The sequence below is a fragment of the Candidatus Neomarinimicrobiota bacterium genome (genome assembly GCA_021734025.1).
Lineage (GTDB): Bacteria > Fidelibacterota > JAANXI01 > JAANXI01 > JAANXI01 > JAANXI01.
The window spans coordinates 1-26,770 of the sequence record JAIPJS010000029.1; the positions used below are offsets into that span (position 1 = coordinate 1).

The 26,770-nt window shown below is 48.9% G+C and carries 19 protein-coding genes; all 19 read right to left on the minus strand.

The window, feature by feature from the left end; genetic code table 11:
- A partial coding sequence (locus tag K9N57_17185; GenBank protein ID MCF7805914.1) for a hypothetical protein occupies positions 1 to 205 on the minus strand: 205 nt, incomplete at its 3' end.
- Positions 206 to 423: 218 nt separating this feature from the next.
- On the minus strand, positions 424 to 3,456 hold the full coding sequence (locus tag K9N57_17190) for a T9SS type A sorting domain-containing protein (GenBank protein MCF7805915.1): 3,033 nt from the start codon (positions 3,454 to 3,456) through the stop codon (positions 424 to 426).
- Between the two features lie 345 nt (positions 3,457 to 3,801).
- The gene (locus K9N57_17195) at positions 3,802 to 4,770 is read right to left on the minus strand and encodes a T9SS type A sorting domain-containing protein (GenBank protein MCF7805916.1); all 969 of its coding nucleotides are present in this window, start codon (positions 4,768 to 4,770) and stop codon (positions 3,802 to 3,804) included.
- Positions 4,771 to 4,935: 165 nt separating this feature from the next.
- Positions 4,936 to 5,967, minus strand: a complete 1,032-nt coding sequence (locus tag K9N57_17200) for a PorV/PorQ family protein (protein MCF7805917.1) — start codon at positions 5,965 to 5,967, stop codon at positions 4,936 to 4,938.
- A 20-nt stretch (positions 5,968 to 5,987) separates the two neighbouring features.
- Entirely contained in the window at positions 5,988 to 8,207 is a 2,220-nt protein-coding gene (locus K9N57_17205; protein ID MCF7805918.1) for a hypothetical protein, read from the minus strand.
- 56 nt (positions 8,208 to 8,263) lie between these two features.
- Positions 8,264 to 11,596, minus strand: a complete 3,333-nt coding sequence (locus tag K9N57_17210; protein MCF7805919.1) for a TonB-dependent receptor — start codon at positions 11,594 to 11,596, stop codon at positions 8,264 to 8,266.
- Between the two features lie 288 nt (positions 11,597 to 11,884).
- On the minus strand, positions 11,885 to 13,744 hold the full coding sequence (locus K9N57_17215) for a silent information regulator protein Sir2 (protein MCF7805920.1): 1,860 nt from the start codon (positions 13,742 to 13,744) through the stop codon (positions 11,885 to 11,887).
- A gap of 1,251 nt (positions 13,745 to 14,995) precedes the next feature.
- On the minus strand, positions 14,996 to 16,936 hold the full coding sequence (locus K9N57_17220; protein ID MCF7805921.1) for an alpha-N-arabinofuranosidase: 1,941 nt from the start codon (positions 16,934 to 16,936) through the stop codon (positions 14,996 to 14,998).
- A gap of 364 nt (positions 16,937 to 17,300) precedes the next feature.
- Positions 17,301 to 17,837 carry a hypothetical protein gene (locus tag K9N57_17225; GenBank protein ID MCF7805922.1) on the minus strand — a complete coding sequence of 179 codons (537 nt, stop codon included), beginning with the start codon at positions 17,835 to 17,837 and terminating at the stop codon, positions 17,301 to 17,303.
- 55 nt (positions 17,838 to 17,892) lie between these two features.
- The gene (locus K9N57_17230; protein MCF7805923.1) at positions 17,893 to 18,264 is read right to left on the minus strand and encodes an Mth938-like domain-containing protein; all 372 of its coding nucleotides are present in this window, start codon (positions 18,262 to 18,264) and stop codon (positions 17,893 to 17,895) included.
- A gap of 251 nt (positions 18,265 to 18,515) precedes the next feature.
- A complete protein-coding gene (locus tag K9N57_17235) occupies positions 18,516 to 18,998 on the minus strand; it encodes a hypothetical protein (protein ID MCF7805924.1) in 483 nt (160 codons plus the stop codon).
- Between the two features lie 108 nt (positions 18,999 to 19,106).
- Positions 19,107 to 19,874 carry a hypothetical protein gene (locus K9N57_17240; protein MCF7805925.1) on the minus strand — a complete coding sequence of 256 codons (768 nt, stop codon included), beginning with the start codon at positions 19,872 to 19,874 and terminating at the stop codon, positions 19,107 to 19,109.
- 104 nt (positions 19,875 to 19,978) lie between these two features.
- Positions 19,979 to 21,169 carry a Na+/H+ antiporter NhaA gene (gene nhaA / locus K9N57_17245; GenBank protein MCF7805926.1) on the minus strand — a complete coding sequence of 397 codons (1,191 nt, stop codon included), beginning with the start codon at positions 21,167 to 21,169 and terminating at the stop codon, positions 19,979 to 19,981.
- A gap of 612 nt (positions 21,170 to 21,781) precedes the next feature.
- On the minus strand, positions 21,782 to 22,414 hold the full coding sequence (locus K9N57_17250; GenBank protein ID MCF7805927.1) for a DUF4389 domain-containing protein: 633 nt from the start codon (positions 22,412 to 22,414) through the stop codon (positions 21,782 to 21,784).
- A 62-nt stretch (positions 22,415 to 22,476) separates the two neighbouring features.
- On the minus strand, positions 22,477 to 22,968 hold the full coding sequence (locus K9N57_17255) for a nuclear transport factor 2 family protein (protein ID MCF7805928.1): 492 nt from the start codon (positions 22,966 to 22,968) through the stop codon (positions 22,477 to 22,479).
- A gap of 63 nt (positions 22,969 to 23,031) precedes the next feature.
- Positions 23,032 to 23,268, minus strand: a complete 237-nt coding sequence (locus K9N57_17260) for a hypothetical protein (protein MCF7805929.1) — start codon at positions 23,266 to 23,268, stop codon at positions 23,032 to 23,034.
- Positions 23,269 to 23,391: 123 nt separating this feature from the next.
- Positions 23,392 to 24,918 carry a DUF2235 domain-containing protein gene (locus K9N57_17265; protein MCF7805930.1) on the minus strand — a complete coding sequence of 509 codons (1,527 nt, stop codon included), beginning with the start codon at positions 24,916 to 24,918 and terminating at the stop codon, positions 23,392 to 23,394.
- Between the two features lie 128 nt (positions 24,919 to 25,046).
- Positions 25,047 to 25,376: a TfoX/Sxy family protein gene (locus tag K9N57_17270; GenBank protein MCF7805931.1), complete on the minus strand. Its 330-nt coding sequence runs from the start codon at positions 25,374 to 25,376 to the stop codon at positions 25,047 to 25,049.
- Positions 25,377 to 25,669: 293 nt separating this feature from the next.
- Positions 25,670 to 26,764, minus strand: a complete 1,095-nt coding sequence (locus tag K9N57_17275; protein ID MCF7805932.1) for a flippase-like domain-containing protein — start codon at positions 26,762 to 26,764, stop codon at positions 25,670 to 25,672.
- Between the last annotated feature and the right edge of the window lie 6 nt (positions 26,765 to 26,770).

The window sequence follows — 26,770 nt, forward strand, 5'->3', positions numbered from 1 at the left end:
TTGACTCGTCTTGAGATATCTTTGTCATGAGGTTCCTCCTGAACTTGGTGATTGAATTTTCCCATTCAAATGTAACCAATGGGCAGTTGAGGAACCTCTCTCTTTTTCCCCGAATTCCAACTAAGAAAAAGATATTACCTTCCGCAACGGCAAATACGCTTTTCCAATGCTTTGTGGTGCCTTTAACTGCTATTGTCCGGCTCACCGGCGAAATCTTCGTTATGTTTGGATATGGAGCCCCCCGGCTTTACAGCCGGGGTTCCCGCTTTGACTCCGTCACTGAGCGGAGTCTGGGCGGAATCCCGCCCAGAAAGCCATACATAGTCCCGCCAGGGCGGGGTGGTTTTCTGGATGGCGGGATAAAAAAAACGGGGCAGCGAACAGTTCACTCCCCCGTTTAATTCATTATCCGATTGGTTGAATTTATTTCAACAACATCATCTTTTTCGTAACGATTTTATCCCGGGTTTGCAGACGGTAAAAATAGATACCGGACGCCAGGTTACTACCATCGAATGTCACCCGGTAGCTTCCGGCGCTCTTTTGTCCCTCTGCCAGTGTCTTTACCATCTTACCCTGGAGGGTATATACCGCCAAATTCACCGTTTGACTTTTCTGCAGCGTAAAGGAGATGGTCGTCTTCGGGTTGAACGGATTCGGATAGTTCCGCAAATTAAAATCTTTGATGACAGAGCCAGTTCCTCCCTGCTCCGGTGTAATCCCCACATATTCATCAGGATAAATGATATTAGGTTGCGAGGAGCTATCAGGCATATAATAGCTCACATGCGGCGGCTGGTTATATGCGACGTTCTGCCATGCGATTCCCAACCGGTAGACCGGATCGTGCATCAGCGTATAGCGTCTGACATCTGAGGGATCGGTGGTGGTATAAAGCCTGAGCTGGGTGTTATTCTCATTCCGGAAGATGACTTCTTCGCGCCAGTCACCAAACAGATCAGCGCTGAGATTCGGCGTCGCTTTTGATCCGTTATTGGAGGAGTATCCGGAAGCGGTCAGAAGTCGCCCGTTATCGATGTCATCGATATGATTTCCGTCGAGGAATTCCCGGGTGACGTCTCCATCCCAGTATATCACAAAATTCGTCGACGGGGGTGAAATGTTGATTGGATCCCCCTTCGCGTTGTAGACGCCCATTCCCCAGGCTTCGGCGCCACGGTAATCGTCGGAGATATCCTCGGCCACACCGCGACCGACGTCACTGCTACTGCCATATTCCCAGATAATTTCGCCTGTCCCGGCGTCGCGAAACGATATGCCTGGCCCATCCCACTCATGCGGCATATAGAACTCTAATCCGGGCCTGTCCGGATCCAGATCACCGAGATGACTTGCGTCACCATGTCCTAATCTGGTGGTGTAAAGGCCTGCGCCGTCGTCGTCAATCGCGGCTGATCCGAACATGATTTCATCCTTGCCGTCTTCATCTACGTCACCAACAGACAGGTTATGGTTTCCCTGCCCTCCGTACGGGTCTGAACTCCAGGGCTGGGCTTCGAAACTCCAGCGATGGGTCAAATTCTCTCCGTCCCAATCCCATGCGGCCAGGACGTAACCCTCATAATAGCCACGGGACATCATGAGACTTGGTGATTTCCCATCAAAATATCCGACAGCAGCCAGGTATCGCTCCGATCTGTTGCCGTAATCATCTCCCCAGAATCCCTCCGGATTACTCTTAAAATCGTACTGGGGTATGTACAACTTTGTCTGTAGCTCTTTACCTGTCGCTCCTTCGAAGACGGTCAGATATTCCGGGCTGGGATATACGATGCGTCCATCATTGTCAACGTATTCGGCGCTGTCATCATCATCGGCTGCCGGTCCGGTGCTCAGGTAATTCCCCTGGCCGTCAATAGTCCCGGGAGCCGTTTTCACTGCGATTTCCGCCTGTCCGTCGCTATCCAGGTCGTAAACCATAAATTGCGTATAGTGAGCGCCGGAACGAATATTGTTCCCTAATTCTATCCGCCACATACTCGTACCGTCGAGTTCAAAACCTTCGAGTATCGTCTGGTCGGTATAGCCCTCATGGGCATTATCATGGGCATTAGATGGATACCATTTGAGGACTAATTCGTATTGGTTATCGCCATCCAGATCGCCTACGGACATGTCGTTGGGGGAATACGTACCTCCATGTATCCCGGTTGTCGGCCGGTTGAGGTCGATGTCGATATACGAATTATCCCAAACACTAGCAGTCTTTGATGCCGTGCCTTCGGTACCATCCGTAACCGGTACAATATAGTATGTAGCACTGGCGCTTCCCCCGGTATCAACATAGTTCGTCCGGTCGGTAATTGGCTCACTGTTAACCTTCGTGCCATCCCTGTAGATGTTGAACCCTAAATCCTGTACATCCTTGCCGATCAATCGCCAGGAGAGGTAAATATCACTTCCGCGATTGATTGCGATTAATCCGCGGTCAAGTTTTTCCATGACGCGGGCTGGCGAAGTATTTCCGCCCCCACCCCCCTGGACTATTTCGAATTCTATGGTATCAGAACTGGTAGTCGCGGCTTCGTCATCCCTGGCAGTTGCGTAAAAGGTGTGGTTTCCGAGCGAATAATCGCCTAACTCGATTTCTGTTTCAAACGGACTGGCGGTAACCGATGCGATCTCTGTGTCGTCCAGGTAAAAGGTAACGCTGGCAATTTCGCCGTCGGAATCGTTGGCAGAGGCACGCGCAGTAATCGTTTCATCCGATTCATAACTGACACCGTCAGATGGGTTGTTCAGGGTTATAGTGGGGTAAAAATTGGGCAGAACCGGCTCCCCGTCTTCCGACTGAAACACCAATCTCGGAGCCACAAATTCTCCGGCTTCTTTGGAATTCATCAGGTAGTAATCAGATGTGGTCGAATACGTTCTAATAATCACAAACGTGACGGCATCATTGGTATCGTTGTTTATAAAAGCATCGAGTTTGGCGCTCGGCTCCGAGTACAGGAATACGCCGGTACTGTCAGAATATACCGTAATCGTCGCCAGTGAATCCAGGTGCTCATTTATCGCATAGTTGCCATTTGCAGCTGATTCAAATCCTGGCGCCAGCGTGTAGTTGAAATACCCTTCATCCCAATTATCCTGCGCCTCGTTGGTTAAGCCGTAAATCGTAAAGATCAAACTATCCTGGCCCATCTTTCCGGCGTAGGTTGGAAAAAAACCGATGACGGCATTATCCGGTGTACTGGAAACGTTACTCACATCAAACCGCATAAAGGCAGCGCGAAACCGGACGTCATCCCAGTATCGCACCTCCAGGCCGGAACTGGTTCCCGACATAGTACTCGGGCCTTTGTCCTCGTCATTATATATGGAGGCGTCGGCTCCATCTCCATCGAAGGTTGTCACCATTTCCTGGGCCTGGACTAACCCAAAAAATCCCAGTGTGATTGCCAATAAAACCACGATATTCAGTTTTGTAATCATTGTATTCTCCATTTGTAGCGATTATTCCCGGTATGTTGTGTACATATGATGCATAATAATATTTTTTTATAAATTTTCCCTGAGTCTAATTATCATGTCGCGGAAGTATAAATGAAATGCCTACAATTGTCATCCTAAAATAATGGAATGTATTTGGGGGATTGCATTAGGAAGCCTGCAGCAATTCAACCAGAACCAACAACTACTCATAACGAGAGAAGGTACTGTAGAAAAGCAGAAAAATATTTTTTCCAGAATAGTCCATTCTTTTGCAATTGCCATGTTAAAAGGTTCTACCGGCGCGCACCGGGATCCGGTGCGCGCAGATAGAAACCCGGGAGAGTGCTACTTCAGGAACATCATCTTTTTCATCTGTACGAAGTCTCCCGAACGCAGTCTGTAGAAATAAATCCCAGATGGATGCGCACTAGCGTTAAACGTATACGTGTAGGTACCCTGACTCATATTGCCATCCACCAGCGTCTCCACAAGCTGACCTGTCGCATTGTACACTTCCAGCGAGGTATGACCTGCTTCAGGCAGTGTAAATTCGATGTTCGTGGATGGGTTGAACGGGTTCGGATAGTTCTGGTTCAGCGAATATTCCGCAGGAACAATACCTTCATTTTCAATCGAGGTGGCCTCTTCATAGATCAGTTTTGGTGCGAGGACACCATCGGTGCTGTCTTCTTTTGCCGAGATAGCCCAATCGGCATCGTCCTCATTATTTGGAATTATGCAGAGGGTAATCAGGCCGTTGGTATCGCTATTGATAAAATCATCAAAAGCGGAACTGTCTTCGGACGTATTCCAGCCCAGGGAGTCATCCGCGTAGTGCATTACGGCGACTTCCACCAACTTCTCACCTTCAATCTGATAATAGCCGACGGGAGTTGGACTGTCCGGATCATCCGTGGGGATAAAGCCCGGGGCAGTGTTATAACTGGTGCTTGCTTCATCCCAGTCATCTCCACTTTCATCCATCAACGCATAGATGCCAAGGGTTGTTGAGACACCTTTAAACCACGTGACGTTCATACTGAACTTCGCGTTTTTCACGCTGATATCGCTCAAACTGCTGACATCAAACCGGACATAAGCCAATTTCAGCCTCACCCCCGGAAGGTTTCGGAATTTCATTTCCGTTTCCGTGCCGTGAGAGCTGTCAGCGACAGTATCATCGTCCTGCTCATCATTCGTCAGGTACGTATCGGCGCCATTGCCCATATATGTTGTGATCTCCGCAGCAGATATTTTCACTGCGACGGTGGCAACGAAGGCAAAAATTACTAAAACAACTAGCCGTTTAACCATTGTTCTCTCCTCGGTTTTCGTTATTGGTTTTTCCATACAAAAGGTACATCGTCTATTTCCTCTTATTGTGTTCCCGTGGCACCTCCTTTCCAAATTGGATATCAATGAATTTAAATACCCACATTTGTCTTATTCCTGGTCAGTTGTATAAGTTTGCAGAGCCTCTTAAAAAACGACCTTCAGTGAAAAGCGGTTTATCCCATCAAAGATATCGAGCACGGAATATGAGTAACCGACCTCGATAGTATTCCCTGCAATGGAAGGAGTAGTAACACCGATACCACCCGAGAATCCTTCAACGTCCGTGTTGAATTTATATCCTCCACGCAAGGCCAGGATATTGTTGTAATTGTATTCCACCCCGACTTTGGTCCGTTCCGTATAATTAATCGGATGAACGAATTCTGTGGATACCAATAAATTGTTTGTCTCGGTAATTGACGGCATAAACACATCCAACATGTCCATGGCCACAGCAATGGAAAAGACCTGCGGCAGTTGGGAGGTAATTTCTTCGTATTGTATACTGGGGCCGAAATTGCGAATGAACATCCCAAACCGGAAACTTTCATATCCCGGATAAAATTTGACTCCCATATCATAGGAAATCTGGGTTTCGTCATTTTTCTCCAGCCCGGTTTCAAGATAGGATTCCCCCAATTGCTGGCCTACGAATCGCAGATTGCCACCAAGAGTAAACTTATTGGTAATGCTCCGACCATAAGAGATACCCATCGCATACGCCCCGATATTATTTATCGTACCGTATTCGACATATCCTTTTTCATCACTGGGTGATTCGGCCAGTCCTGTCCAAATGTTATCGTCGCCGTAATCAACGGTCAGGAAGCTCACACCAATCACACCGGCATTGCCCATATTCCAGGCAGCGACACCAGCCATATAGTTAATGTCAGCAACCCATTGGGTCGTGGTTGCATAGAGTTCGAAGCGGGATTCCATCTCTGGGAGGCCGGCCGGATTATAAAAGATACTTTCGGCTCCCTTTCCTATCGCCGTATAGGCTTCACCCATAGCACTCGCCCGGGGGCTGACGCTGACTTGCAGAAAATTCATGGATGATTGGCCGAGCTTTTTCATACCAACGCCCGGCGCAACATTTTCCTGAGCTACGGTAAAGGTTCCAAGACTGATACTAATTATGAGTATCAGAATATATCGTATGAATTTCATCATTACATTCTCCCGGTTTTCAATTATCGAGCGACAAATAATTTCTGATATGAAACCTGGCCTTCGGGAGTCTGAAACACTACAATGTAGACCCCACTGGAAATTGCCTGCTGATTCTCTGTTAACATGTCCCATTTCTCGTAACCCGTGGAGACAGGTTCGTCTGTATGCTCGATGGTTTTCACCAGATCCAGGTTCTCAGTGAATATCTTTATCGTACACCGCGTTGGGAGATTGAAAAACATAATCCGCCTGGGATCGTCTATATTTTGCAGCCCGTAATTTGACCACAGAGGATCCTTCAGATTATACGGATTCGGCACGATCCGGATGGAATCCAGGTTGGTGCCCACCTTTCGTTCGGATTCAACCGGATTATAATTGGTACTGAACATCCGTCCGCTCCAGATGGTTTTCCCCCTGGTATCGGGATGCGCATTCGGATCATCCGCAGGAACCTTCAGGCCAGCCTGAATATAATAATAGTAAGAAGCGCCGAATACGACACTGGGATCTGCCCAGAAGTGTTCATCCGCCTTATCGGCCGGATCGGTGCGATGCACTTCTTCAAAAAATACAGTATCGGCGTATCCGACACTTCGCATTATCCGATAACCGTCAAAGTTCTGCATATCTTCGGCCTCAGGATTTGACCAGGTAATCTCAATTCCTTCACCTGTACCAACAACTTCCTGGCTTGTGGGCGGCGGTGCCATCGGCACCTGCCAGTCATGATTGAAGTTCCATTTAGCCCGGGAAACGGTCTGATGAACGGAATCGATTACCGTACTGATCCAGCGATCTTTTGTCTTATCCTTTTCGGTGGCATCCGGTGGGAAGGCAAAATTAGTCGGAAAGTACCCGGTTCGGTCATCCGGCAGTCCCGGCGGTTCTTCGAGGTTGTCATTCAGCCATTTTTCGCCAATCTCCTTGTCCTTTTTCAGGCCCAGTCCATCGATACCCGTGATATACACAATGCGAATGGACTCGCCCACTCCAAAGGATTCGTAGGGGCCAAATGATGCATGCCGGCTGTTCCAGACGTGGTTTTTATCGAATCCGTTTCCCAGATTGGAATAATCCGGATTCCCCATTTCATCATTATTTTTTCGGTGGTGGGATCCTGGATGTTGACCCTCAACTTCCTGATCAGTGAATGCCAGTCCAGAAAGAAGCCCATACCCTGCTCCGTTATCGCCCGGCTCCAGATTCGGCAGCTCACCTGCGCTCGGCGTATAATTAACTCTATCTGGATTGTAAAACGCCGTAACAGACGGCTGAGTCGGATCATCAACATCATTGACAGGATCGGTAAACGGTTCTTCCGAGGCATGCAGCACTGCAAAATAGTGTATATTACTCATGGTCAACCGACCGTCCTGCGTATAGACAGGATGCCCCATCTGATCACCCGCCAGATCGGGATCATCGGCGCTGTATTCATAATAAATCCGTAAACTGTCTCCGGGACGAGATCCGTAGTAATGGGCCCAGGTTCGCCTGTCCGGTTGTTGGTTACCCGGGATTTCCGGATCATCCCCAACTGCATACTCAACACCATGATACACCTGTTCCATGCCAAGGTAAAAGTCGTTGAGGGTACTGTCCCCGTTATTCGTTATGGTATATTCAGTCACCACGTAGTTATCGTGGTTTTCCTGGCTCCAGGCAAACAGTTTTCTTTTTACGTTGATACCCACGAGGTTTTCGGATGTGACCTCGATAGTCTGATCCGAGGTCCCGACCAGTTTGCTCGGATCCGGAGTGCCCCAGTGCGAATTGATTTGGACATCAACACCGTTTGCCAGGTTCGTTGGTAAATCCCAGCGAACACTATTCGTCATCGGTTCGACCACAATTTCTTCTTCATCGAACGAACTGGTATATGTGGGAAAGGTCGCATAGGACCACTGGCGCCATTCAGTCCCGCCGGATTGTTCACTTGGGCCATACCAATCCGCCACACCAAAAGTCTCCGGTCCAAACGAAGCACCATAAGAACAGTCTAATCCCTGAGCATTATAATCAGCCGGGAACCAACCCGATGAGTACGTTGGTGTTTGTCTCCACGTACTCCCGTGGTCATAGACTCCCATTATAACCTTGTTCACCTTTATAATCGCCAGGTTACCATCGGCTTTTACCTCTGAGGAGATGCCGAGCAAAAACGCCCCGAAAAGGACAAGAGTGATCTTCCAGGCATAGTGTCCCTTCCAAAATTTGTTGATATTGATATCCATCATATCTTGTTCCTCTTTCAAATGTTTGATATCCATCATTTTCACAATTGTCAGGCCAATTAAATATTCATCGAAATGCCCCACCAGATCTGGCGTGGATTGCCATATAAGAACATTTTGTTGTCCGGATCATTTATATACTTCTTGTCGGCACTCCGCATTTGACCCGGCTCATCACTCCCCGGTTCATACAGGCCTGGGTTATTTTCCCTAAGCGTATCATATCGTGGATCGTCATACATCGGGAGTTTCAAGGTTGCCAGGTAGTTCTCATAATCTTGAGTGTTCCTGAATGCCCAGCCATTTTGAATCCAGGGCTGTTTAATATTGAATACATTCAGAATATCCACGTAGAATTCCGTGCTTACGCCAAAGAGGTCAAAGCGTTTTGATAATTTCATATCAAAATTGTACTGGTCCGGCCACCGGAGGTTATCCGTCACGTTTCGAATGCCGGCCGGGTTCCAGGTAAACGTCGGGCCTTTTTCCCAGCGACCAATTGTACTGATATTCCATCCCGCAATGGGATGTATGCCTGCGAAAGACGGCCCCCATTGTGTTGGTGTATGCAGGGTAACATTCCCGGCGACAACCGGTCGGACCGTCGGACGACTCTCTTCACTTTCGTAGAGACCGTTGTTCTGGTTCCAGGCCGGATCGTTCGAAAGCACCTCTCGCCCGGTATACCCGGACTTCTGGATCATATATCGGTAGTTTAGCCAGCCGGTCAGAAAATCACCGACCTGTTTTGTAAGGTTCAATTCAAATCCGGTTATATCTTCGTATTGGTTGTTCGTTCTTCCGCCGTAATTCACTGTGCCCGCGGTGTTTTGATAGGTAATATTGCCGCTCTCCCCGGTGACATCCTTGTAATACGTACTCAGATTCAGCAGATACTGATCAAGGAGGTTATAGGCCACACCCAATTCATACTGGATAGTCCGTGGGGGTTCGAGGTTCGGATTTCCGATGCTGCGCAGACCGACGTCTCGGAAATTCATGGTATACAGGAACATTTCTGAATAGGGAGGGGTTGCCCTGAAATGGCCGTAATTAAAATAGAATTTGGAGCGTTCCGTCACCGGAAAAGAGATTCCGATTCGTGGACTAACCGCCAGATGGTTTTTGGTTTTTTCGAGTAATTCCCCGTCAAGCAGGGTATCGTTCACGGCATTCCAACGACTCCAGATAACCGATTCACCAGCATCCAGCCTGTCACGGAGTTCCTGATCCCTGGCCTCGTATGTAGAAAATGCTTCGGGACTAAAGTGCGCTCCTGTAGGCCAGACATCACCACCTGAATTATAGTAATCTACCCTCACACCGATAGATGCAATCATACCCTCCAGCGTAATCTGATCCTGGATATATCCTGCCGCAATCGATGGGGTCCGCCGGAATCGAAATTCCCGCTCCGCCTTATCCAGATATCCGTACTGAAACATGTCATTGTTCAGGTCAATATAGTTATATTCCAGTCCACCTTTGATATAGTGGTAATTCGAAATCTGGCTACCCATATCAAATTTCAGGCGAAACTGCTGTGCCGAAGATCTGTCATAATATCCACCCGTTTTCCCGCTGAATCGCCGGCCAACGCCAAACAGTGAGGACAGGCCGTCATACACCGTAAATTGGGTTGAATCCTGTGGATTCCAGACGGTGTCAATACCAGCGGTATTCAGACCAAAAGGTCGGCCGTAGGGTATTTCATTCAGCCAGATTGGACCAAAATTAATCAAGGTCTCCTGGTCTCGTTTGGCATTATTCAGGCCTTCGCGTACATCCCGCTCGGTATCCATAAAGTAATCATCAACCGCGTATTGGACCGAAAATTCCCAGAAGGTTTTGTGGCTTAAGGCATAATTGAGTTCTAATCCAGTAGAAATGGTAGTCTGATCCTTGGGGTGAAACATAGTTGGGTGCCAGAAATAGGTTTCCCCGGGCCCACTGATATCACCAATATTGTTCTCAAACATATATCCACCCCTTGCCTCCAGAGAGGGATTGGCGAGCGCGGTATTGGTAATCTGGGCCATTCCTTTAATCTTCCGGTATAACCCATTTAAATTCAGCGTCATATTATCCGTTACATTGGATCGTAATGTCAGGAGGGTTGTGGATTTCCAATCGGCAGGCCGTGTGACAGGCTGAATATAGTTGACGTTGATTGTCTGGTTGGAAACGTAAAAGGTCATATCCCCTAAAAAACCACCAACAAAGGGAACCGGCCCCCCGAATCCACCATCAAAATTCCAATCCGGCAGATCTCCTTCCGGTAAATGCGCGTGGTCTCTTAGCGCCTGTTTCTTCTCTTCCCACCTGGGATCTTCAAGGGTTTTTTCGGGATAAAGTTCTTCCAGTTTTTCAAAATTCGGAACCGTCTGATGCATCCAGGCCGCCCACAGATAAAGATCCATTGGAGTGGCATCCTCATAGGGGCTATACTGGTTGTTGTAGAAATTCACCAATCCATTCCATCCGGCGAAGGAGGCATGGCCTTGCTTCAGGTATTCGGCTTCCGCTGTATCCCCATTGGTAACTTCGAGCCATCCACTCCCCGTTCCCTGAAATCCGACCACGGGGTCGAGATAAGGCCGTAAGCCATAATTCGTAGGATCATATAGCGATTTACCAAAACGCTTCATCCTCGGAATATTCCGGGTATATGAAATGCGCCCGTGATATGCATCCCGCGAACCTTTCTTCGTCGTGATATTGAGCAGCCCCGAACGGAAGTTCCCGTATTCCGCGTTAAAACCACCGGTTACCAGGGACACCTGTTCTACAGCACTGAGTGGAATGGTGGATTCTGCGCGCCCCATGCGCACATCGACAAAGGACATTCCGTTTACCATGGCGCCGGTCTGTTCGGCAGAGCCACCACGGATCTCCAGGTGATTTGCCCCGGTGATCCCGGGCTGTTTTTCCAGGTATTGGTTAATAGTCCGGACGCCCGCAGACTCTGTCATCTGCCGGTTTGTTATTACCTGTTGGGTATTAGGCACTTCCTTATTCAATACTTCTCTCTCAGCAACCACAACCACTTCTTCCCCAACAATGTTTGAGGTATTTAGATTGAAGTTAATCCGGGTAATCTGGTCGACAGAGACAATGACTTCCTGCTTAATGAGTTTGGCGTATCCAATAACCGAGGCTTGCACCTCATATTCCCCCGGAGCTACATTCACGATAGTATATCTTCCTTCCATGTCAGTAGCGGCGCCCATGGATGTCCCTAGAATAATTACATTTGCACTCGGCAGTGGTTGTCCGGTGTCTGCATCTCTGACGTGCCCGACGATTTTCCCGGTTTGGGCAAAGAGTGGCAGGGCAAGTATAACCTCTATTAACAATACACTTAATAGACGACCCAAATAACGAAATCCCATGTTATTCTCCTTATTATTTCGCTTACAAATTCGGCGGATCTAGCGAAAGGACTGTTCCTCCCATTAACAGTTACGATTTCTATATCACTGGTATTGCTTAACCGTCAGTACCCTCCGGATGCATACCAACCCGGCTCCCATTAGCAACTTTTGCGCTCTAAGCGATCCAGCAAAGATTATCTGAACCCCCATGCCGTTACATGGTATAGTGTCCAGGAGCAATGATACTCCATCTCCTGTGTTTCCAGTTTTTCCTGATTTATTAACGCAATCAATGCTGATTATGCCTTATTCTGTTACAGCATTTCTTCCAATTACACCCAGAAAGTAACTCGTCATCGGCACCTGATAATATCCCTGGGCATTTAGTGCAACATCTATGCGATATAACGGATCCTGCATCAGGGAAATCCTCCGGTCAGTTGTCGGAATGGTGGTCGAATATATCCTCAATGCGTCATCAGTATAGGTGATAATCTCTTCCCGCCAGTCGCCATACAGGTCAGCGCTCATTATAAACCATCCTTCAATATCCCCTGTCAGCATCGGACCGCGCCACTTTTCCACCGTCCCATTTTCGTAACTATAAAATTCCCGGAGCGGATCATCATCCCACCAGACGAGGGTCCGATCTCCGCTTGTCGGCGGTACTTCTCCCTTTATGACGTGACCCCGGGCAGTGTAATAGTGCCCTTGCTTGCCCCAGCATTCCATCCCGGGATACCGCGGATCGATATCCGCAACAAGCGCTTCATCCACCTGATCATCTTCAACCGGACGGTTCGTTCCAAAGATTAGATCACCCTTATGATAGGCATCCCAGAGCCCGATTCCGTTTTGTGGATGCGGATCTTCGTAGCTATACCAGATTTCGAGCCCAAGTCGTTGCGGATCCACATCGGTCAGATAAAACTCATCCGTATGACCGTAACCCGTGCTCCATAGGGTTTTCCCGTCGTTATCGATAGCAATCGAACCGTACAGAATCTCATCTTTGCCATCTTCATCAATATCGCCGATATCAATATTGTGGCCGCTTTGCCCCTGATACCGCCACCCGGCCATCTGGTTCGTCCAGCGCCACGCCTGCACTAACTTGCCGTCTTCCAGATACCACGCCTGCATCTTCTGGAGGCCATAAATACCCCGCAACATTATGATACTCGGAGTTTTTCCGTCCAGGTAAGCAACACCCAACATATTCCTGTTCATACGATTTCCTGAGTGGTCCCCCCAATGTTCGGGCTTACCGCGCGGGATCCAGTCGGTTTTGTCAATTTCTTCGCCGGTTTCACCGTTTAATACGGACAGATATTCCGGCCCTTCGATAATCCGGTCATTCTCATTAATGAAAGATTCTTCGAGGCTCGCTGCGTAGGAAGCCGTTTTCAGCGCTACTTCAGATTTCCCGTCACCGTTAAAGTCAAAGACCACCATTGGGGAATACCAGGTCCCCTGCGCAATATTCCACCCTAAATCTTTTCGCCACATGAATTCGCCCGATTGGCCATCATAAGCTTCTACTTTAAAAGACGCTTCACTTCTGCCTGCCCGACCCGGATCAACTCGACCGCCCGGACGCTTTACGACAAAATCGTAAGTCCCGTCCCCGTTTAAATCCCCAATACCCATTTTATGAATCCCTTTGCCATCGATGTCGCTACGCAGTGAGATGGTCTGGTATCCCCGGGCTTCACTACCGCCGTCCTGAGGGGGACCCTCCTCGGGCATAATTTCTTTTCCATCAATAACTGAGGTTACCCACCATTTATTTCCTTGATCCAATGGCACGTCCGTGTCAACGATATTCGTACGATGAATGGGCTCGGAATTAATCTTCACTTTCTCTCCGCCATCCGAGGACCGATAAACGTTAAACGTAATATTGTCCGGATCCTCGGCGAGTAACCGCCAGCCAACGTATACCTCGTCATTCCCGCGTGGTACGGCAACGACCCCACGATTTAGGTTTTCCTTTACCCGATCTTTGGCCCAGCCCAGGGTAGCGTTTTCATTATAGAATTGATTCCGATATTGATAATATCCGTAGTTCGGGTGAGTATCCGGGATATCCGTCTGCGCCTGTACTTCGAACATGAGTCCCGAAATAAAGAAAGAACTAATTAGTGCAATAACTTGCTTCGCCATTAAAATAACCCCCTGCTCATCGTTTAGAGTAGTGTGATATATCCACTCTTTAGTCGGGACTAGGTTGCACCCGGCTTGTGCTTGCTCAAACAGTCTTCAGTTTTTCAGAATCAAGTATCGTTGCGGAATGAAAATCCTTGTGTAATATAATCAGTGCATTCAGACCAGGTTCGATAATGGTCAATGTTTCGGTAATGCCTTCGCATTAAAAAAACAACCCTGACATTATAAAATCACATGTTCCGGACATCCAGGCTGCTGCCAGCATGGATGCAATGCCAGGACCTGCATCAAGATTGGAGTGTATTAGGTATTTTTAAGAGCGTTGGGTATTACAATTGTCAGGCAATATTACCCTGAGTTGAGGTTTGTTTCCCTCATTTTATACTTCTACCCTAACGGCTAAAACACCTTATGAAGATCAGTCTCTCCCACAGATATTGAACTAGTAACACGATTCCTGTGTAGATTTCAGATCAATACCCATCCAATCTTCAATCTGGTAGGATTTTGCAACAAATAGTATCAAAAATCTTTTAAAAAAGTAATAAAAGGTTTCAAATAAAGTATAGTCTATCTTGCATATAACGTCAAGCGCTTTTTAACAGGGTTTTATAGAGACTTTCATTGGGTAAAACTAACATTAATTCGAAATTTAATCTACTCTCGCCATCCAATCATTGGAATGTTGTGGGTCTTGCCTCCTTTTCTTTTAATTATTTTTGTTTTTCTCAAAGATCATCAATACAGGATAAGTAAAAAATTCGGATCAAATTCACCTTTTTCCATAAATTAATGAAAAAACAGATGAGTATTTTTACACCCGCGAACTTCTGGCTGTTGAATTTTTCTACGGAATCAGGTGATTTGGAAAAAATTCGGCTGAAAAAAGACCTTATCAGGCCATTCATACTTTATCGGATTTGGATATATTCACTTCCTGAATTGTTCCCATAGCTCACATCTCTACCATCGAAATCACCTATATTTATCCTGAAAGCAAATATACAAAAGCCAAAAATCTGAGTGATTTCAAAGAACGGTAATTCGGTGGGAATCTGAAGTGGAAGTAGACTACTCAGCGGTATGTTCTATAATCAGGAAAGTTGTTGGTATATATTAGAAGAAATGTTTTTTCAATGCAAGGGTGAACGAGATATTTCTACCGGCCTGTTTAAACATTATTAAAAACGTCGCCCGGAAAGAATATTCCGGGCGACGTTTCATATTCATTGGAAGGAATTAACTTCGCTATTGTGCGATAACTTCCACGAGTTTAACCGAATACGGCTCCATGTCGATGCTCAGGTCGCTGGAGTACGGTATGGTGCTTTTTACCGGATCAAGTCTGGTCGGATTCTCCAGAGAATTCTTGGCATGGAGTTCATCCGTAATGGTATAGACGTTCACCGTAGCGTCTTCTGGTACTCTTGCACCTTCCAGCCTTGAGATCAGCGTATTTGCATTGGGCTCGTAATTCACCGCCTTAATGACGATGCGCTTTCCATCTTCAGTTCCCGTAGCGATGGCATCTACCGTTCCTGGCATCCAGTCTTCAGGCTTATGCTGGTGAATCCGATCTAAATAGATGCTGTTCTCATCCAAGTTTCTGAAGGTGCCGGATGTAGATGAATAGTGCAGCGGCGCATAATGTTCGCGGAATAACTTTTCCACCACGTATCCGGAACCGGGAAACCAGGAGACATGGTCGTGATAGATAAATGCCGTCCAGGTCGGATCGTCAGACGTATTCCGCATAAGCAATGCCGGACAACTCATCTCCACGATTGGACTCAATTCTTCGTAACTGATAAGACTGCCAGCCGCGTGTAGTCCGGCTCGCCAGTCGTAAGTCCGGGACAGATTCCACTCCAGGACGCCGATCTTTATATCCGGATGGTCCGAATTCCGCACGTATTCCCGTAGTTTCGTCAGATAATTCTCTATACGCCGAACGCCGGTTTTAAAGTTTTCCGGCTCGTATTCGTAATTGTGGCATCCCAGGATATCGAAATTCTCTCCCGCGATATCGATCACCCGCTCGCTCCAAATCATATCGTTGGATCGTTTCTGACCACAGGCGACGATTCTGGTATCCGGCGACAACTCAGCAAGAATCTCCCGAAGCTGACTCCCATACACGTTCACGATTTCGGCATACTCCTCAGGACTCAGTCCGTGATTCATCGGCTCATTGTCAATCTGGATATACGGGACGTCGTACGGTTCCGGATGGCCGTTCTCCGCCCGCATTTTTCCCCATTTAGTCTCTGCGGGATCAAGCATGTAGCGGACCCAGTCCATGGCGTACTGCACTGCTTCCGGATCGGTAGTGGTGGCTGGCAACACAACCATCGGATCAGTTTCCAGTTTTTTGCAAAGCTCCATAAACTCCTCTGTGCCGAAACCGTAATAATCGGAGTAATCGCCCCAAATTGCATTGGGGTTGTAAGATCGGGAGACGTGTGGGCCAATTCCGTCTTTCCATTTGTAAATTGAAGCGAATGATCCGCCCGGCCAGCGGAGAAATGTCGGTTCCAAGCCCTTCAATGACTCCACCAAATCCGGACGCAACATGCCGTCCTCGCGGATGTCCGCCCGCATCATCGAGATGTAATCAACCAGAATGCTTCCACTGCCACGGGCAACCACCTCCACCTGAGCCTGTTCGTCGGTGATATCACTGGCAAATGAGTATTCCGCTTCCTGCCATTCGCTCCCCGAGACATTCAGTGGCACTTCTGCAACGGCATTCCCCCTGGAATCTTTTACCCGGTAGGTGACCTGGACCTCGCCACTTTCCGGTTTCAGCCAGACGGATCCGTTATAATCATAGCCCTCTTCGAGATAAAATCGTCCCTGGCCAATTCCGGCAGTTTCGTCGTCGACAATGAAACGGATAGCCTGTTCACCGTTCTTAAATAGACCGGTCGCAACCTCGACATCCCCTTTTCCTTCAATCGGTTCCCAGTACGTCGTAAAATCGTCGGCTTCAAATCCGCGCCCTCGTACCTGCTCCGCAAACAAGCCGTCCACCACGGAGTGATTGATATGCTCCAGGAAGTGCCCGTAGATGTCCTCATCCACCTCACTCATAACTCGGTCAGTGTCCACCATAAGGACGGCGACACCCGGCTCCCCGGTGTTTTTATCCGTTTCCAATTGCGCATTTATAAAGGCGGGGAAGGCCATAAAAAATCCGAGTACGATTAAAAGAAGTTTTCGTTGGAAGGTTTGGGTGATCCGGGTAGAAAGTAGTGGCGTCATGACTCAATTCCTTTCGTTTTAGTTCACGGGATTCTGTCTCACTGGCAAAAAGTCCGGAGAATCGGCATGGGGATGATGTGTTATGCCTGTTTTTTCACCCTGACTAATGCAGCCGACGATCGCTCCGTCATTAGTCCAGTATGCTTTGCCCCACCCAAAATTCGTGTAGTGTTCTTGAGCGTGTCAGTTGTAACTGATGAGTAGTGATTCAGGAAGATATATAAATGTATTGAGGAGTAACCTGTATAACAACGATTTTACCTAATTTGATCGGTTGCCCACAGAGAAGCTATTCGTTCTTACCCCAGAGATTCATAAGGGGTCCGCCATCACCATGAACCGGGTCGGATACCGGTGGATTTACATTCGCGATATTCTCATCCGCCATGGGTCGTTCATCCGGTTTGCCGTATTTCATGTCCCAGGAATCGCCGTTGGCATAGCCCCCGACGCACCGAAATCCGGAATTACTGCCCCGGTTTTTGTGCGCTACACCAGCAGGTATTACAATTACGTCGCCGGCTTCAACCCGTTCGATGATGCCGCTGGGACCGCCCAGCTGGACCTGAGTTGCTCCCCGGAATACGCCAAGGACTTCATGCGCCGTACTGTGATAATGATGGAAGGTATAGATCCCGTACCTCCAAGCGCTGGGCCAGTCGTTTCGGTCAAAAAGCGATTCGAAATCTCTGGCCGATACGCTCCCCCCTGAATTTAGGGGATCTTTATAAATCAGCGTCGGCAGTTTAGCGTTATTGGGATAAGTGCCGTCGTCGTCCAGGATTTCTGATATGATATCCGTCATTGATGTTGTCTGATCTGCCATAATCTTTGGAAAATATGTTGTCGTTCTCGGTTATCGTCGGGAATAATCTGGAACTTCAGCAGGTCGAATGAATCAACGCCCCAACCGGTTCGGATTCGGCGAGCATGTTGTATTCTTTCACGGCCGTTTTCGTTTTCATAATTTGCGTTTCCACGCCCTGCTCATTCAACCAATCTATGGTAGACTGCTGTACCTTGAGCCTGCCAGTCTGTCCCCTGGTGAGGATTATCTTCTGAGCGCCGTGCTCGACAAGTTCTTCCACGTCGGCCTGCTGTACACCCGGCGAATGGCTGGTACCAGTCTCATTCCAATCCCACGCCCGGGAACCGCCCGGCCACAGTTTTGCATCTTTATACTGTCCCGCGCCTTCTACCTCACACTTTCCCCAGGAGATTCCGGTAATTCTCGGAGATTTGTTATTTGTCATGATTCATCACCCTTTTTAAAGCACAAAAGTGTTAGCGTGTTCAGTTGATCATGTCTCTCGCATTATTTTACCGTATGTATTGCCTGTTGTACGATTCAGCATTGAAACCCGCCTTTGCACAATATATAGCAGGTAAAATTTCTTCGTATTAATAAATATGAAATTCAGCAGGTACTTTGTCAAATTGACTGCAACGGTTAGCTTCTCCACCACGAATAAGATTCCGGTGTTATCATAAAACATCCTGAATTTCACCGTATGAGTTCCGATTCCTCGATATACTTTTGTAAATATACTTTACCGGTAAGTCCACCCGGTCCTCCGGTATCTTCCACGAAAATGGTGATTCGATTCATTGCACGGGGCTTAAAAACGTCGGTAATATCCATGAAAAAGAGTTCGCCCCGGCCTTTATGGATAGCCAGTAATGAATCATTCATCCAGACCGTTGCGTTGTCGGCCACGGAGGTAATAACCAGCGCAAGATCGCGGTCCGATATCAGCTCCGGCAACCAGATTTCTTGTGTAAACCATCCGGAGCCATCGTAGTCTGTTCGCCAGAGATTGCCGGAGGGTACCGTCGGCCAGGATCGGAAGTCAGTATCTGCTGCAAACCATTCCTCTTCCATACCGCGGCCGGTGGAATCGTATCTGAAATGCCATGGATTGCTGATCTCCATTTTCTCCGGAAAATGAGTCGGAGTGCACCCCAGGATTATCGCAGAGATTATCATAACACATGCTGGTAGACGCATCGGTTTCACAGTGACTGTGGTTTCCTCTTGGTGCCAATTCTTTTCAACGTGATTAATGTAAGGAATCGCCGGATAGGATGTACACCATTACCCGACGCCTGCTCCCGCTTTCGGGGAAGTCTGTTCCAGCGCCGTAAGCGCCCGCTTATACAGGCGGCTCACCAAAACCCCGCCAATAATCAGTGTTAAAAAATTCACCGAAATTACCGCTACCTCAAAGATATACTCCCGGTGGATACCATGGATCGCCGATATCAGGATAAATGCGATGACTACGATGGCGAAATTCGCGACGAATATCCACCGGACTGCATTTGCTACTCTGTTCCCGGCAAAGACCGGTGCAGTAGCAAACAGTGCCACTGCCATCGCGATATACCCCACTTCCTCCAGCGCGATGAACAGCCCGTGAGGATTGTACTGGGTTAATAGCGCAATTCCGTCTGTTTCTCCCGCAAGGAGACTGGGCTGGATTACCGACACCTGTACGAAATAGTTCGTAAACAGAATTCCGGATGCCATCACAGCAAAGGCCACCCCGGTCAAACTGAAAAAGCGCCTCTCCACCGGTGTACTGCTATGAATTGCCACAACAAAACCGACGAAAACGAGCATCAACAACATCGCCGGATACATCCAGTAATAATCTCTGGGAAACCGGGAGAGAATATCCAGATAGGGATAGTCAAAACAATTCCCTTGACAAAACGGGCCGGACAGCGGCGGCGTAGCTACCGCAATCGCAAAGGTAATAAGAGTGATCACAGCCGTTGAGACTGCGAGCACAAATCCGGCTCGCGTACTCGCGGTATTCCGGAGTTCACTACGAAATGGAGCATCCCTGTTCTCAGCCACCTCCACACCTCCTTCGCTATGGTTTATTCCAAAACCAGGCCGATGTACCGGCCCGGCGTGAAAGCCGCAGATTTCGGCGCCACTCGGGCCCATTTATTTTCAACTTACGCTGACCTGTTATCCTGACCCAGGGCGCTCCGAATAATTATATATCCGACTATACCGGATGCAAGGGATCCGATGAGAATACCCAGGCGTTCATCGAACAACAGGTTGACACCGGACTCCTCGAATGCTAGGGAACCGATAAACAGGCTCATGGTAAACCCGATGCCGCACAGGGCCGCCGTTCCGTAGAGCGCCTTCCAGGACACTCCCTCGGGCAGGTTTGCGGCTCCAGCTTTTATCGCCAAAACGCTGAAACCGAATATTCCAATCTGTTTCCCGGCGAAAAGTCCGAGCGCAATCCCGACAGGTACACCGTGGACGAGTTGATCAATCCCCACTCCTGTCAAAGGAACGCCGGCATTGGCAAAGGCAAAGACCGGCAGGATGATAAATGCAACGAGACTGTGCAGGTCGTGCTCCAGCTCCTTCAATGGAGAAAATCCCGGTTCCCGCCCGGATTTCATTGGAATAAACAGTGCGAGGATGACGCCGGTCAGTGTGGCGTGAACGCCGGATTTGAGCATGGCCACCCACATGATAATCCCAAAAAAGAGATAGACTGCCCGGGACTCCACCCGTTTTTTATTCAGAAAAAATAATACGGGGATACAGCACAGAACCACCAGCAGGGCTCCCAGGGATATTTTTGCGGTATAAAACAGCGCAATGATGACAATTGCCCCGATATCATCAAAGATGGCTACCGAGGTAAGAAAGACTTTGAGCCCCACCGGGACACGGCTGCCGAGGAGGGATAGAATCCCGAGGGCAAAGGCGATATCTGTGGCAGCCGGTATGGCCCATCCCTGCAGCGCAACCGAATCACCAGCGTTAAAAAATACATAAATCAGCGCCGGGATAGCCATGCCGCCGACGGCGCCAATCGCTGGCAATATCACCTGCCGGCGACTGGAAAGGTGCCCTTCCAGCAGCTCCCGCTTGAGCTCCAGTCCCACCAGAAAAAAGAATACCGCCATCAATCCGTCGTTAATCCAGAGCAGGAGCGGTTTGGCGATTTCCAGTGCGCCGATACGCACTGTAACCGGTGTTTCGATCAGGGCGATGTAGATAGTTTGAAACGGCGTATTTGCCAGAATCATTGCCAAGACGGTGGCAATGATGAGAACGATTCCTCCGGCGGATTCTTTCCTGAAAAACTCCGCAAGAAATGTATCGGACGCTTTCATCGCGTAATTTCTCCGTTAGTTGTTTGTAATGGCTACTAACAACGAGTTAAGGATGAACCTCCCTGGGGCAAGCCCCAGGGAATTAGCGAGTTAACCATAAACTCAATATCGGTGAAAACACCTTTCCTGTTTTGTTGTCCCTTTTGTCTTAAAACAAAAGGGACGAAAAATTCAAGGAAACTCAGAACTCGCACTTCTTCAAATATTCATGGTCTTTTCTAATATGCCTTTTGCAGAAACATTACTCAGTGGATTCTATCCGGGTGCTCAGACACTGAGTTTCCCCAAAAACTACACTTGTCAAAATCATCATTAATTTAGCTATCCTTTGTCAACAGATAATACAATGGAGTCCCCCGGCTTTACAGCCGGGGATCCTGCTTTGACTTCGCCATTCGGCGGAGTCGGGGCGGAATCCCGCCCAGAAAACCATTCATCCACGTGTTCATACACGTGGTTTTCTGAATGGTGAGATAATCAGAGCACTCATGTAGCACAACAGGATTGCGGTGTTGCACCTCCTCCGGTTGCACCTGTAATTCAATCCTCTCCTCACCTGCCGTCGGATATTGCCCAGACGATGTATTTCCGGTGACGGTCGGATTCCCTCTATCATTCCTGTAGTGAGAACGGCGGATAGACATCTGTGGTAAGCAGGAAAGCGTAGGCTTCCACCCGGAGCGTCCATCGCAGGACGCCGACCACGAAGTTAAACAGATCTCTGGGATATTGGCCGGTGAACAAGATAACAAACCAGGCAAATACCGAGCAGAGAATTACCGCCACCCAGAGGATTGCCAGCACCACAAGATGCGGGATAGCCAGGAGCCATTTCACCAGTGGGAGCCACTGGTCCAGATCCTGGTCGACGTTCGGATACGGGATGGAAATGTGTACCGATTGTTCCTCATCTGTGGAGGGATATTCATCCCGGAGAAGCAACAGATACGCACCGATCCGGGCGGTGAATCGGACAAACTCCAGGTTCCAGTCGAACCACCACCTGGGATATTTTCGACGGAACAGGATCATCACCATTGCCGGGAGAAACAGAATTCCCGGGGTCCCAAAATAAATGATGGTATCGGCGGTGTTCGGATCGCTGTCACCGCTTCCCAGTATGAGCCCCAGGAGGATCAAAATCGGGATCGCCAGTATCAGCCGGAAAAAGACGGTGACTTTATTGGATGTCTCCGAATAATCGACCGTTAATTTTGCCGGATACTGCTCAAATTGTGAGTTCATTCAGTCTTCTCCTTACTTAGATATAGAAATTTTCCCGGTATAAACTGCGATATTAGTTTGTGCTATTTGTCCGCGCCTCCTGTTGGCACCGGACTTTGATTGCCAATATCAATGAACACCCTCCAGGTTCCATCTGACTGCTTTTTCCAGACATTTAAATATTTCCCATGAGATCGGCCGGCGGTGCCGTCCTGTTTCGGATACTCATACATATATTCACCCCAGGTATAGCCCATTTCACCTGATTGTGCCACCTCCGCCTCCCGCGGAGTCCATGAGAGTACTCCTACAGTATCCCCCTCCATTGAGGCGTAAATGGAATCCCGTCCCCGTATAGGGTTTGCACCGGCCGGGAGCAGGAGTGCGTCCGGGGCCAGGTATTTCCGGAAAGCATCCGCCGACCCGTGCCGGACGGAAAATTCCGAAAAGTTCCGATCAGTTTTGAGAAGTTCCTTTGCTCCGGCCCTGTTTTCAGCGACGGACGGAGAACCGCAGGAGACTACAATTGATACGGCGGCTAACATCATTATGAGCGGGAGATTAATACGAAACATTGTCATACCTCCGAAAACCTGTTTCACAGGAAAATTTCAATCCGGCATCCTGTAGGGCCAACCCTATAGGAACATGATAATTCGTGTCCAGAATACATACCCGGAATATCCGACAGCCAGGACGCCGGCAACTATCATGACGAATCCGGTAAGCAGGGCAAAACTCCCTTCCACCGGTTTTCCCGAAAATGGTGCCCGGAAATTTCGATTCAAAAAGACCTGGATCCCGTTGGCAAATGCGTAAAATCCGATGCCGAACACAATCAGTGCTGCGATAATCCAGCCTTTGTCAGTGGTCATACAGCGTCCTTTTTATTACGGGAACACGACGGACATTATTTTACGTACGGCTTACTTTGTATTCAACGGAATTGTTCGAATTGCACGGCATCTTACCCACGGTCCACAATATCCCCCACATTATTATCGAGCAATCCGCAACCGGACACTCCCCCGGTTATTGCCGTAAAAATTCCAGGCATCGTTGGCAAAACAATACAGATAGCCGGAAGTTGCCGGCGTAAAAGTGGTGCCATCGCCGATGAGAAAATGGCTGTGCGGCTCCGGTGTCCCGTCCCCAGTCGGATTCCCGCCATCGCCGACAACGCCGACCAGCGAAAACCAGGGATACTTCTCGTACCGCCGGGTACCCATAAATTCGGCCTCCCGGTTCCCGGTGATGTTGCGGAACAGTGTCTCCGCCTTACCCCAGAGCGTCCCGAGGAGATGTGCGATCTCCGCCGGTTGGAATTTGCCGTCATGCGCCCCACCGGGGCCACAGGTAATCGTACGGTCGACCCATTCCCCTGCCGCTTCCAATTTATATTCCACGCCCGCTTTCAGATAAACTCTGGTGTGATTCCATGGCTGATCCGCGTACACCACCAGCTCGATGCCTTCGCCATTATCCGGAACCGTCCGGGTTTTCCGGTAGGGCGCCTGGGCAATCGGTGGGGTGTCCCGCCGGTCAATCACCGACTCATGCACGGCAGGGTTCTTCCCGGATATTTGAGGAGCACTCCGGGGCTGTGATCTGAGCAGGCTAAATGCGCCACGGTAAGAATCGTGCAGCACATCCCTGGGATCAGGATTAATCTGGGAAACCATATCCGGCAGAAAATTGAGGCCTTGTTCCGAAGCCTCGTCAATCATCCATTGCAATGCGATATTTGACAATCCAATCTCCGGGTAGCCGCCTCCCACGTCGGAGTGGACTCCGCTGAACCACACCTGCTTGACGTCGACATCCGAGCCTGATTCATCCCATAAGGTTGGGGTGAAACTCGCACGGATTTCATCCAGGGCTACCGCGTGCCGGGCATTTACGATGGTATCCCCCAACTTCGTATTGTGAAACAAGTAATCGTCACGATCGTCAAAAAAATTCAGTATCGCCAGGTCATCAGGAATTCCCAGTGCTCCCACCGTATCCCATACCCCGATAAAGTAAATGGGAACACGGCCATCCCCATCATTGTCCGCATGGAAATTCCAGTTTCCGGCCCACTCGGATTGCGATTGCTTTTCCCGGTATCCGAACTTGTAAGCCTTTTCCACACGTGTCCAGACTTCATTGTCCGGGATCCCGGTCAAATCCAAAAGCCCACACTGCGAAATCATCCCGCCGAGGCTCCGTACCGTATAAGCGCCACGACTAAAACCGAACAGATATATCCGATCACCGCTACGATAATGTCCGCCCAACCACCGGTATCCGCTCATGATGTTCTTACTCAGCCCCTCTCCCACGCTTCCGCCCTTCACCTTGTCCCACCAGCTGCCTTCTGTCCCCACACCGGGATGATAATACTTCAGCTGATCATTTCCATTATCGTCCACATCAGCAAGGCTGTTAAATATCCGGACCACATTCGTTGGAATTGGCACACCGCTTTCCTCTTGATCCGGCGTATTCCAGGTCCCGTCCGCACACACGATTAAATTTCGCATTGTTTTATCCCTTTTTGCTTATCGTCAGTGATAACCTCATAAAAGAAACCAGTTCTAAATCCGGCAGAACATTAAATAATCAACACGAAAATCCTGCCACCTGATGGTGAGGAGGTTGCGGCTCCTGCCTATTTCGGCGGCAGTGAGAGCGCGTAATCCACCCCATGGCTGATCCAGGAGCGCAACGACTTATCCTCCGCGTAGCCCGCCGGCATGACTACAATCCATCCGGTCATCGGTCTGCCGGTCATGTCAAATTCTTTTGTCTGATCAGCCGCCAGTGATTCTTTGTATCTATCCGGGCCGACCCGCACAATCAAATCCGTCCCATGGACGCCACACGCCATGTTCCCGTGCATCAGAAATCCGATGCCGCCGAACATCTTTTTCTCCTCGTGCTGTGGGTATTCCCGTATTTCAGATCGAACGCGCTCTGCCAAACCTTTATCATAAGCCATGGATTACTCTACTGAATTGTCGTTTTTTTTTTGGTTTTGTTATTCATATGATATCGATCGTTATAGGCAAAAATCGCTCATCGACATTAATATTTCGTCAAACCTGTGTGTATAACTCCCCTGGAGTGAGGAGATGATTTGGAGTCCCTGGGTTCATAACCCTGCCTTGTATGTCTCCGTCCAGAGACTGGGTTCAGACGGGATCCCGCCTGGAAATCCTGGGTGAGTTCCCTGTAGTTTATTTCCACCATTCGATTTCTCTGGTATTAAGGAACGATGGATCAACATGGGAGTTACTCCTCCTCAGCTCCCTTCCGGGCTCCCTTTCGCACCGGGATGAACCGATAGCCCACAATCCCCGGAAGCAGCACATTAATTCCAAACAACAACAGCGAGGCATTCAGAGTGATAGCACTTGAAACCCCAATGAGATTGAAAAACAGGATCCGGCTCCCCTCCTGGATCCCCAGATTGGCAAAGGTCAGTGGCAACGTTCTGGCCACCATTTGGGCGGCTCCAAATGCGAGAAATCCCCGAACAAACGGCGCCGGCCCAAATGTCCTGAGCAACAAATACATCTCTAAATAGACTATCAGTTTAATCGCGAGGGACATGAGGAGCAGGGCTCCCACTTGCACGGGATTCAGATCGGTCAGCTGCCGGGTCAGCGGCTCCAGCGCCTGCCGGATTTTCCCCGGGAAAATCCGGGATACTCGTTTAAGAAGTTTAGCAAAAATTGCCGGATCATAAACAAAAACCAGTATCAGAGCCAGGATTACTCCCATCAACACATAAAAAATAACCCGGGTAGCTCCGGAAATTGGGAGTAATTCCAGGCCAAGGACCAACAGAGTGATCGCCCCAATCACATAGGCTATCAGATGACCGAATCCCTTATCGATTATGCTAGCGCTGTTGACGTTCCAAAAATCCTCGTGCGGAAAAAAAATGCCCATAACCAATTCCCCGATGCGGCCGGGAGTAATTAATCCCAGAGTAATACTTCCGAACAGTGACCGCCAAACTTGCCGGGAGGAAGCCTGCACCCGTCCGACTTCCCGAAGCGTGTATCCCCATCTGTGTTTCATAAGCGATAATCGAAGTGCCAGAAGAGGCAATACCGCCAGGAAGAATCGGAAATCCATATCCGACAGCCGGATGATCTGGTCCCGTTGGCGCCAGACAAATGCGGCGATGACGACCACCAGTAGAATTCCGGCCACCAGCCGAATCCACCACATGAGTCCGGGGCGCTTCTCCAAGGGGGTAACCCCTCCATCAGTATTCGGCTTATTCCTCTCAGGAGTTCTTTCGTCGGCGTCATAATCTGATAGGGATTGGTGTAAATCTTCTCTGTCTTCCGGTGAGGATTGTCTGAGAAATTCCATGGAATA

Excerpts from the sequence above, each read along its gene's own strand:
- K9N57_17230 (MCF7805923.1), bottom strand. The coding sequence starts at position 18,264 with ATGACAAATAACAAATCTCCGAGAATTACCGGAATCTCCTGGGGAAAG.
- K9N57_17220 (MCF7805921.1), bottom strand. The coding sequence starts at position 16,936 with ATGGCCTTCCCCGCCTTTATAAATGCGCAATTGGAAACGGATAAAAAC.
- K9N57_17215 (MCF7805920.1), bottom strand. The coding sequence starts at position 13,744 with ATGGCGAAGCAAGTTATTGCACTAATTAGTTCTTTCTTTATTTCGGGA.
- K9N57_17250 (MCF7805927.1), bottom strand. The coding sequence starts at position 22,414 with ATGAACTCACAATTTGAGCAGTATCCGGCAAAATTAACGGTCGATTAT.
- nhaA (MCF7805926.1), bottom strand. The coding sequence starts at position 21,169 with ATGAAAGCGTCCGATACATTTCTTGCGGAGTTTTTCAGGAAAGAATCC.
- K9N57_17190 (MCF7805915.1), bottom strand. The coding sequence starts at position 3,456 with ATGATTACAAAACTGAATATCGTGGTTTTATTGGCAATCACACTGGGA.
- K9N57_17255 (MCF7805928.1), bottom strand. The coding sequence starts at position 22,968 with ATGTTTCGTATTAATCTCCCGCTCATAATGATGTTAGCCGCCGTATCA.
- K9N57_17275 (MCF7805932.1), bottom strand. The coding sequence starts at position 26,764 with ATGGAATTTCTCAGACAATCCTCACCGGAAGACAGAGAAGATTTACAC.
- K9N57_17225 (MCF7805922.1), bottom strand. The coding sequence starts at position 17,837 with ATGGCAGATCAGACAACATCAATGACGGATATCATATCAGAAATCCTG.
- K9N57_17205 (MCF7805918.1), bottom strand. The coding sequence starts at position 8,207 with ATGATGGATATCAATATCAACAAATTTTGGAAGGGACACTATGCCTGG.
- K9N57_17195 (MCF7805916.1), bottom strand. The coding sequence starts at position 4,770 with ATGGTTAAACGGCTAGTTGTTTTAGTAATTTTTGCCTTCGTTGCCACC.
- K9N57_17270 (MCF7805931.1), bottom strand. The coding sequence starts at position 25,376 with ATGGCTTATGATAAAGGTTTGGCAGAGCGCGTTCGATCTGAAATACGG.
- K9N57_17210 (MCF7805919.1), bottom strand. The coding sequence starts at position 11,596 with ATGGGATTTCGTTATTTGGGTCGTCTATTAAGTGTATTGTTAATAGAG.
- K9N57_17260 (MCF7805929.1), bottom strand. The coding sequence starts at position 23,268 with ATGACCACTGACAAAGGCTGGATTATCGCAGCACTGATTGTGTTCGGC.
- K9N57_17235 (MCF7805924.1), bottom strand. The coding sequence starts at position 18,998 with ATGATAATCTCTGCGATAATCCTGGGGTGCACTCCGACTCATTTTCCG.
- K9N57_17200 (MCF7805917.1), bottom strand. The coding sequence starts at position 5,967 with ATGATGAAATTCATACGATATATTCTGATACTCATAATTAGTATCAGT.
- K9N57_17265 (MCF7805930.1), bottom strand. The coding sequence starts at position 24,918 with ATGCGAAATTTAATCGTGTGTGCGGACGGGACCTGGAATACGCCGGAT.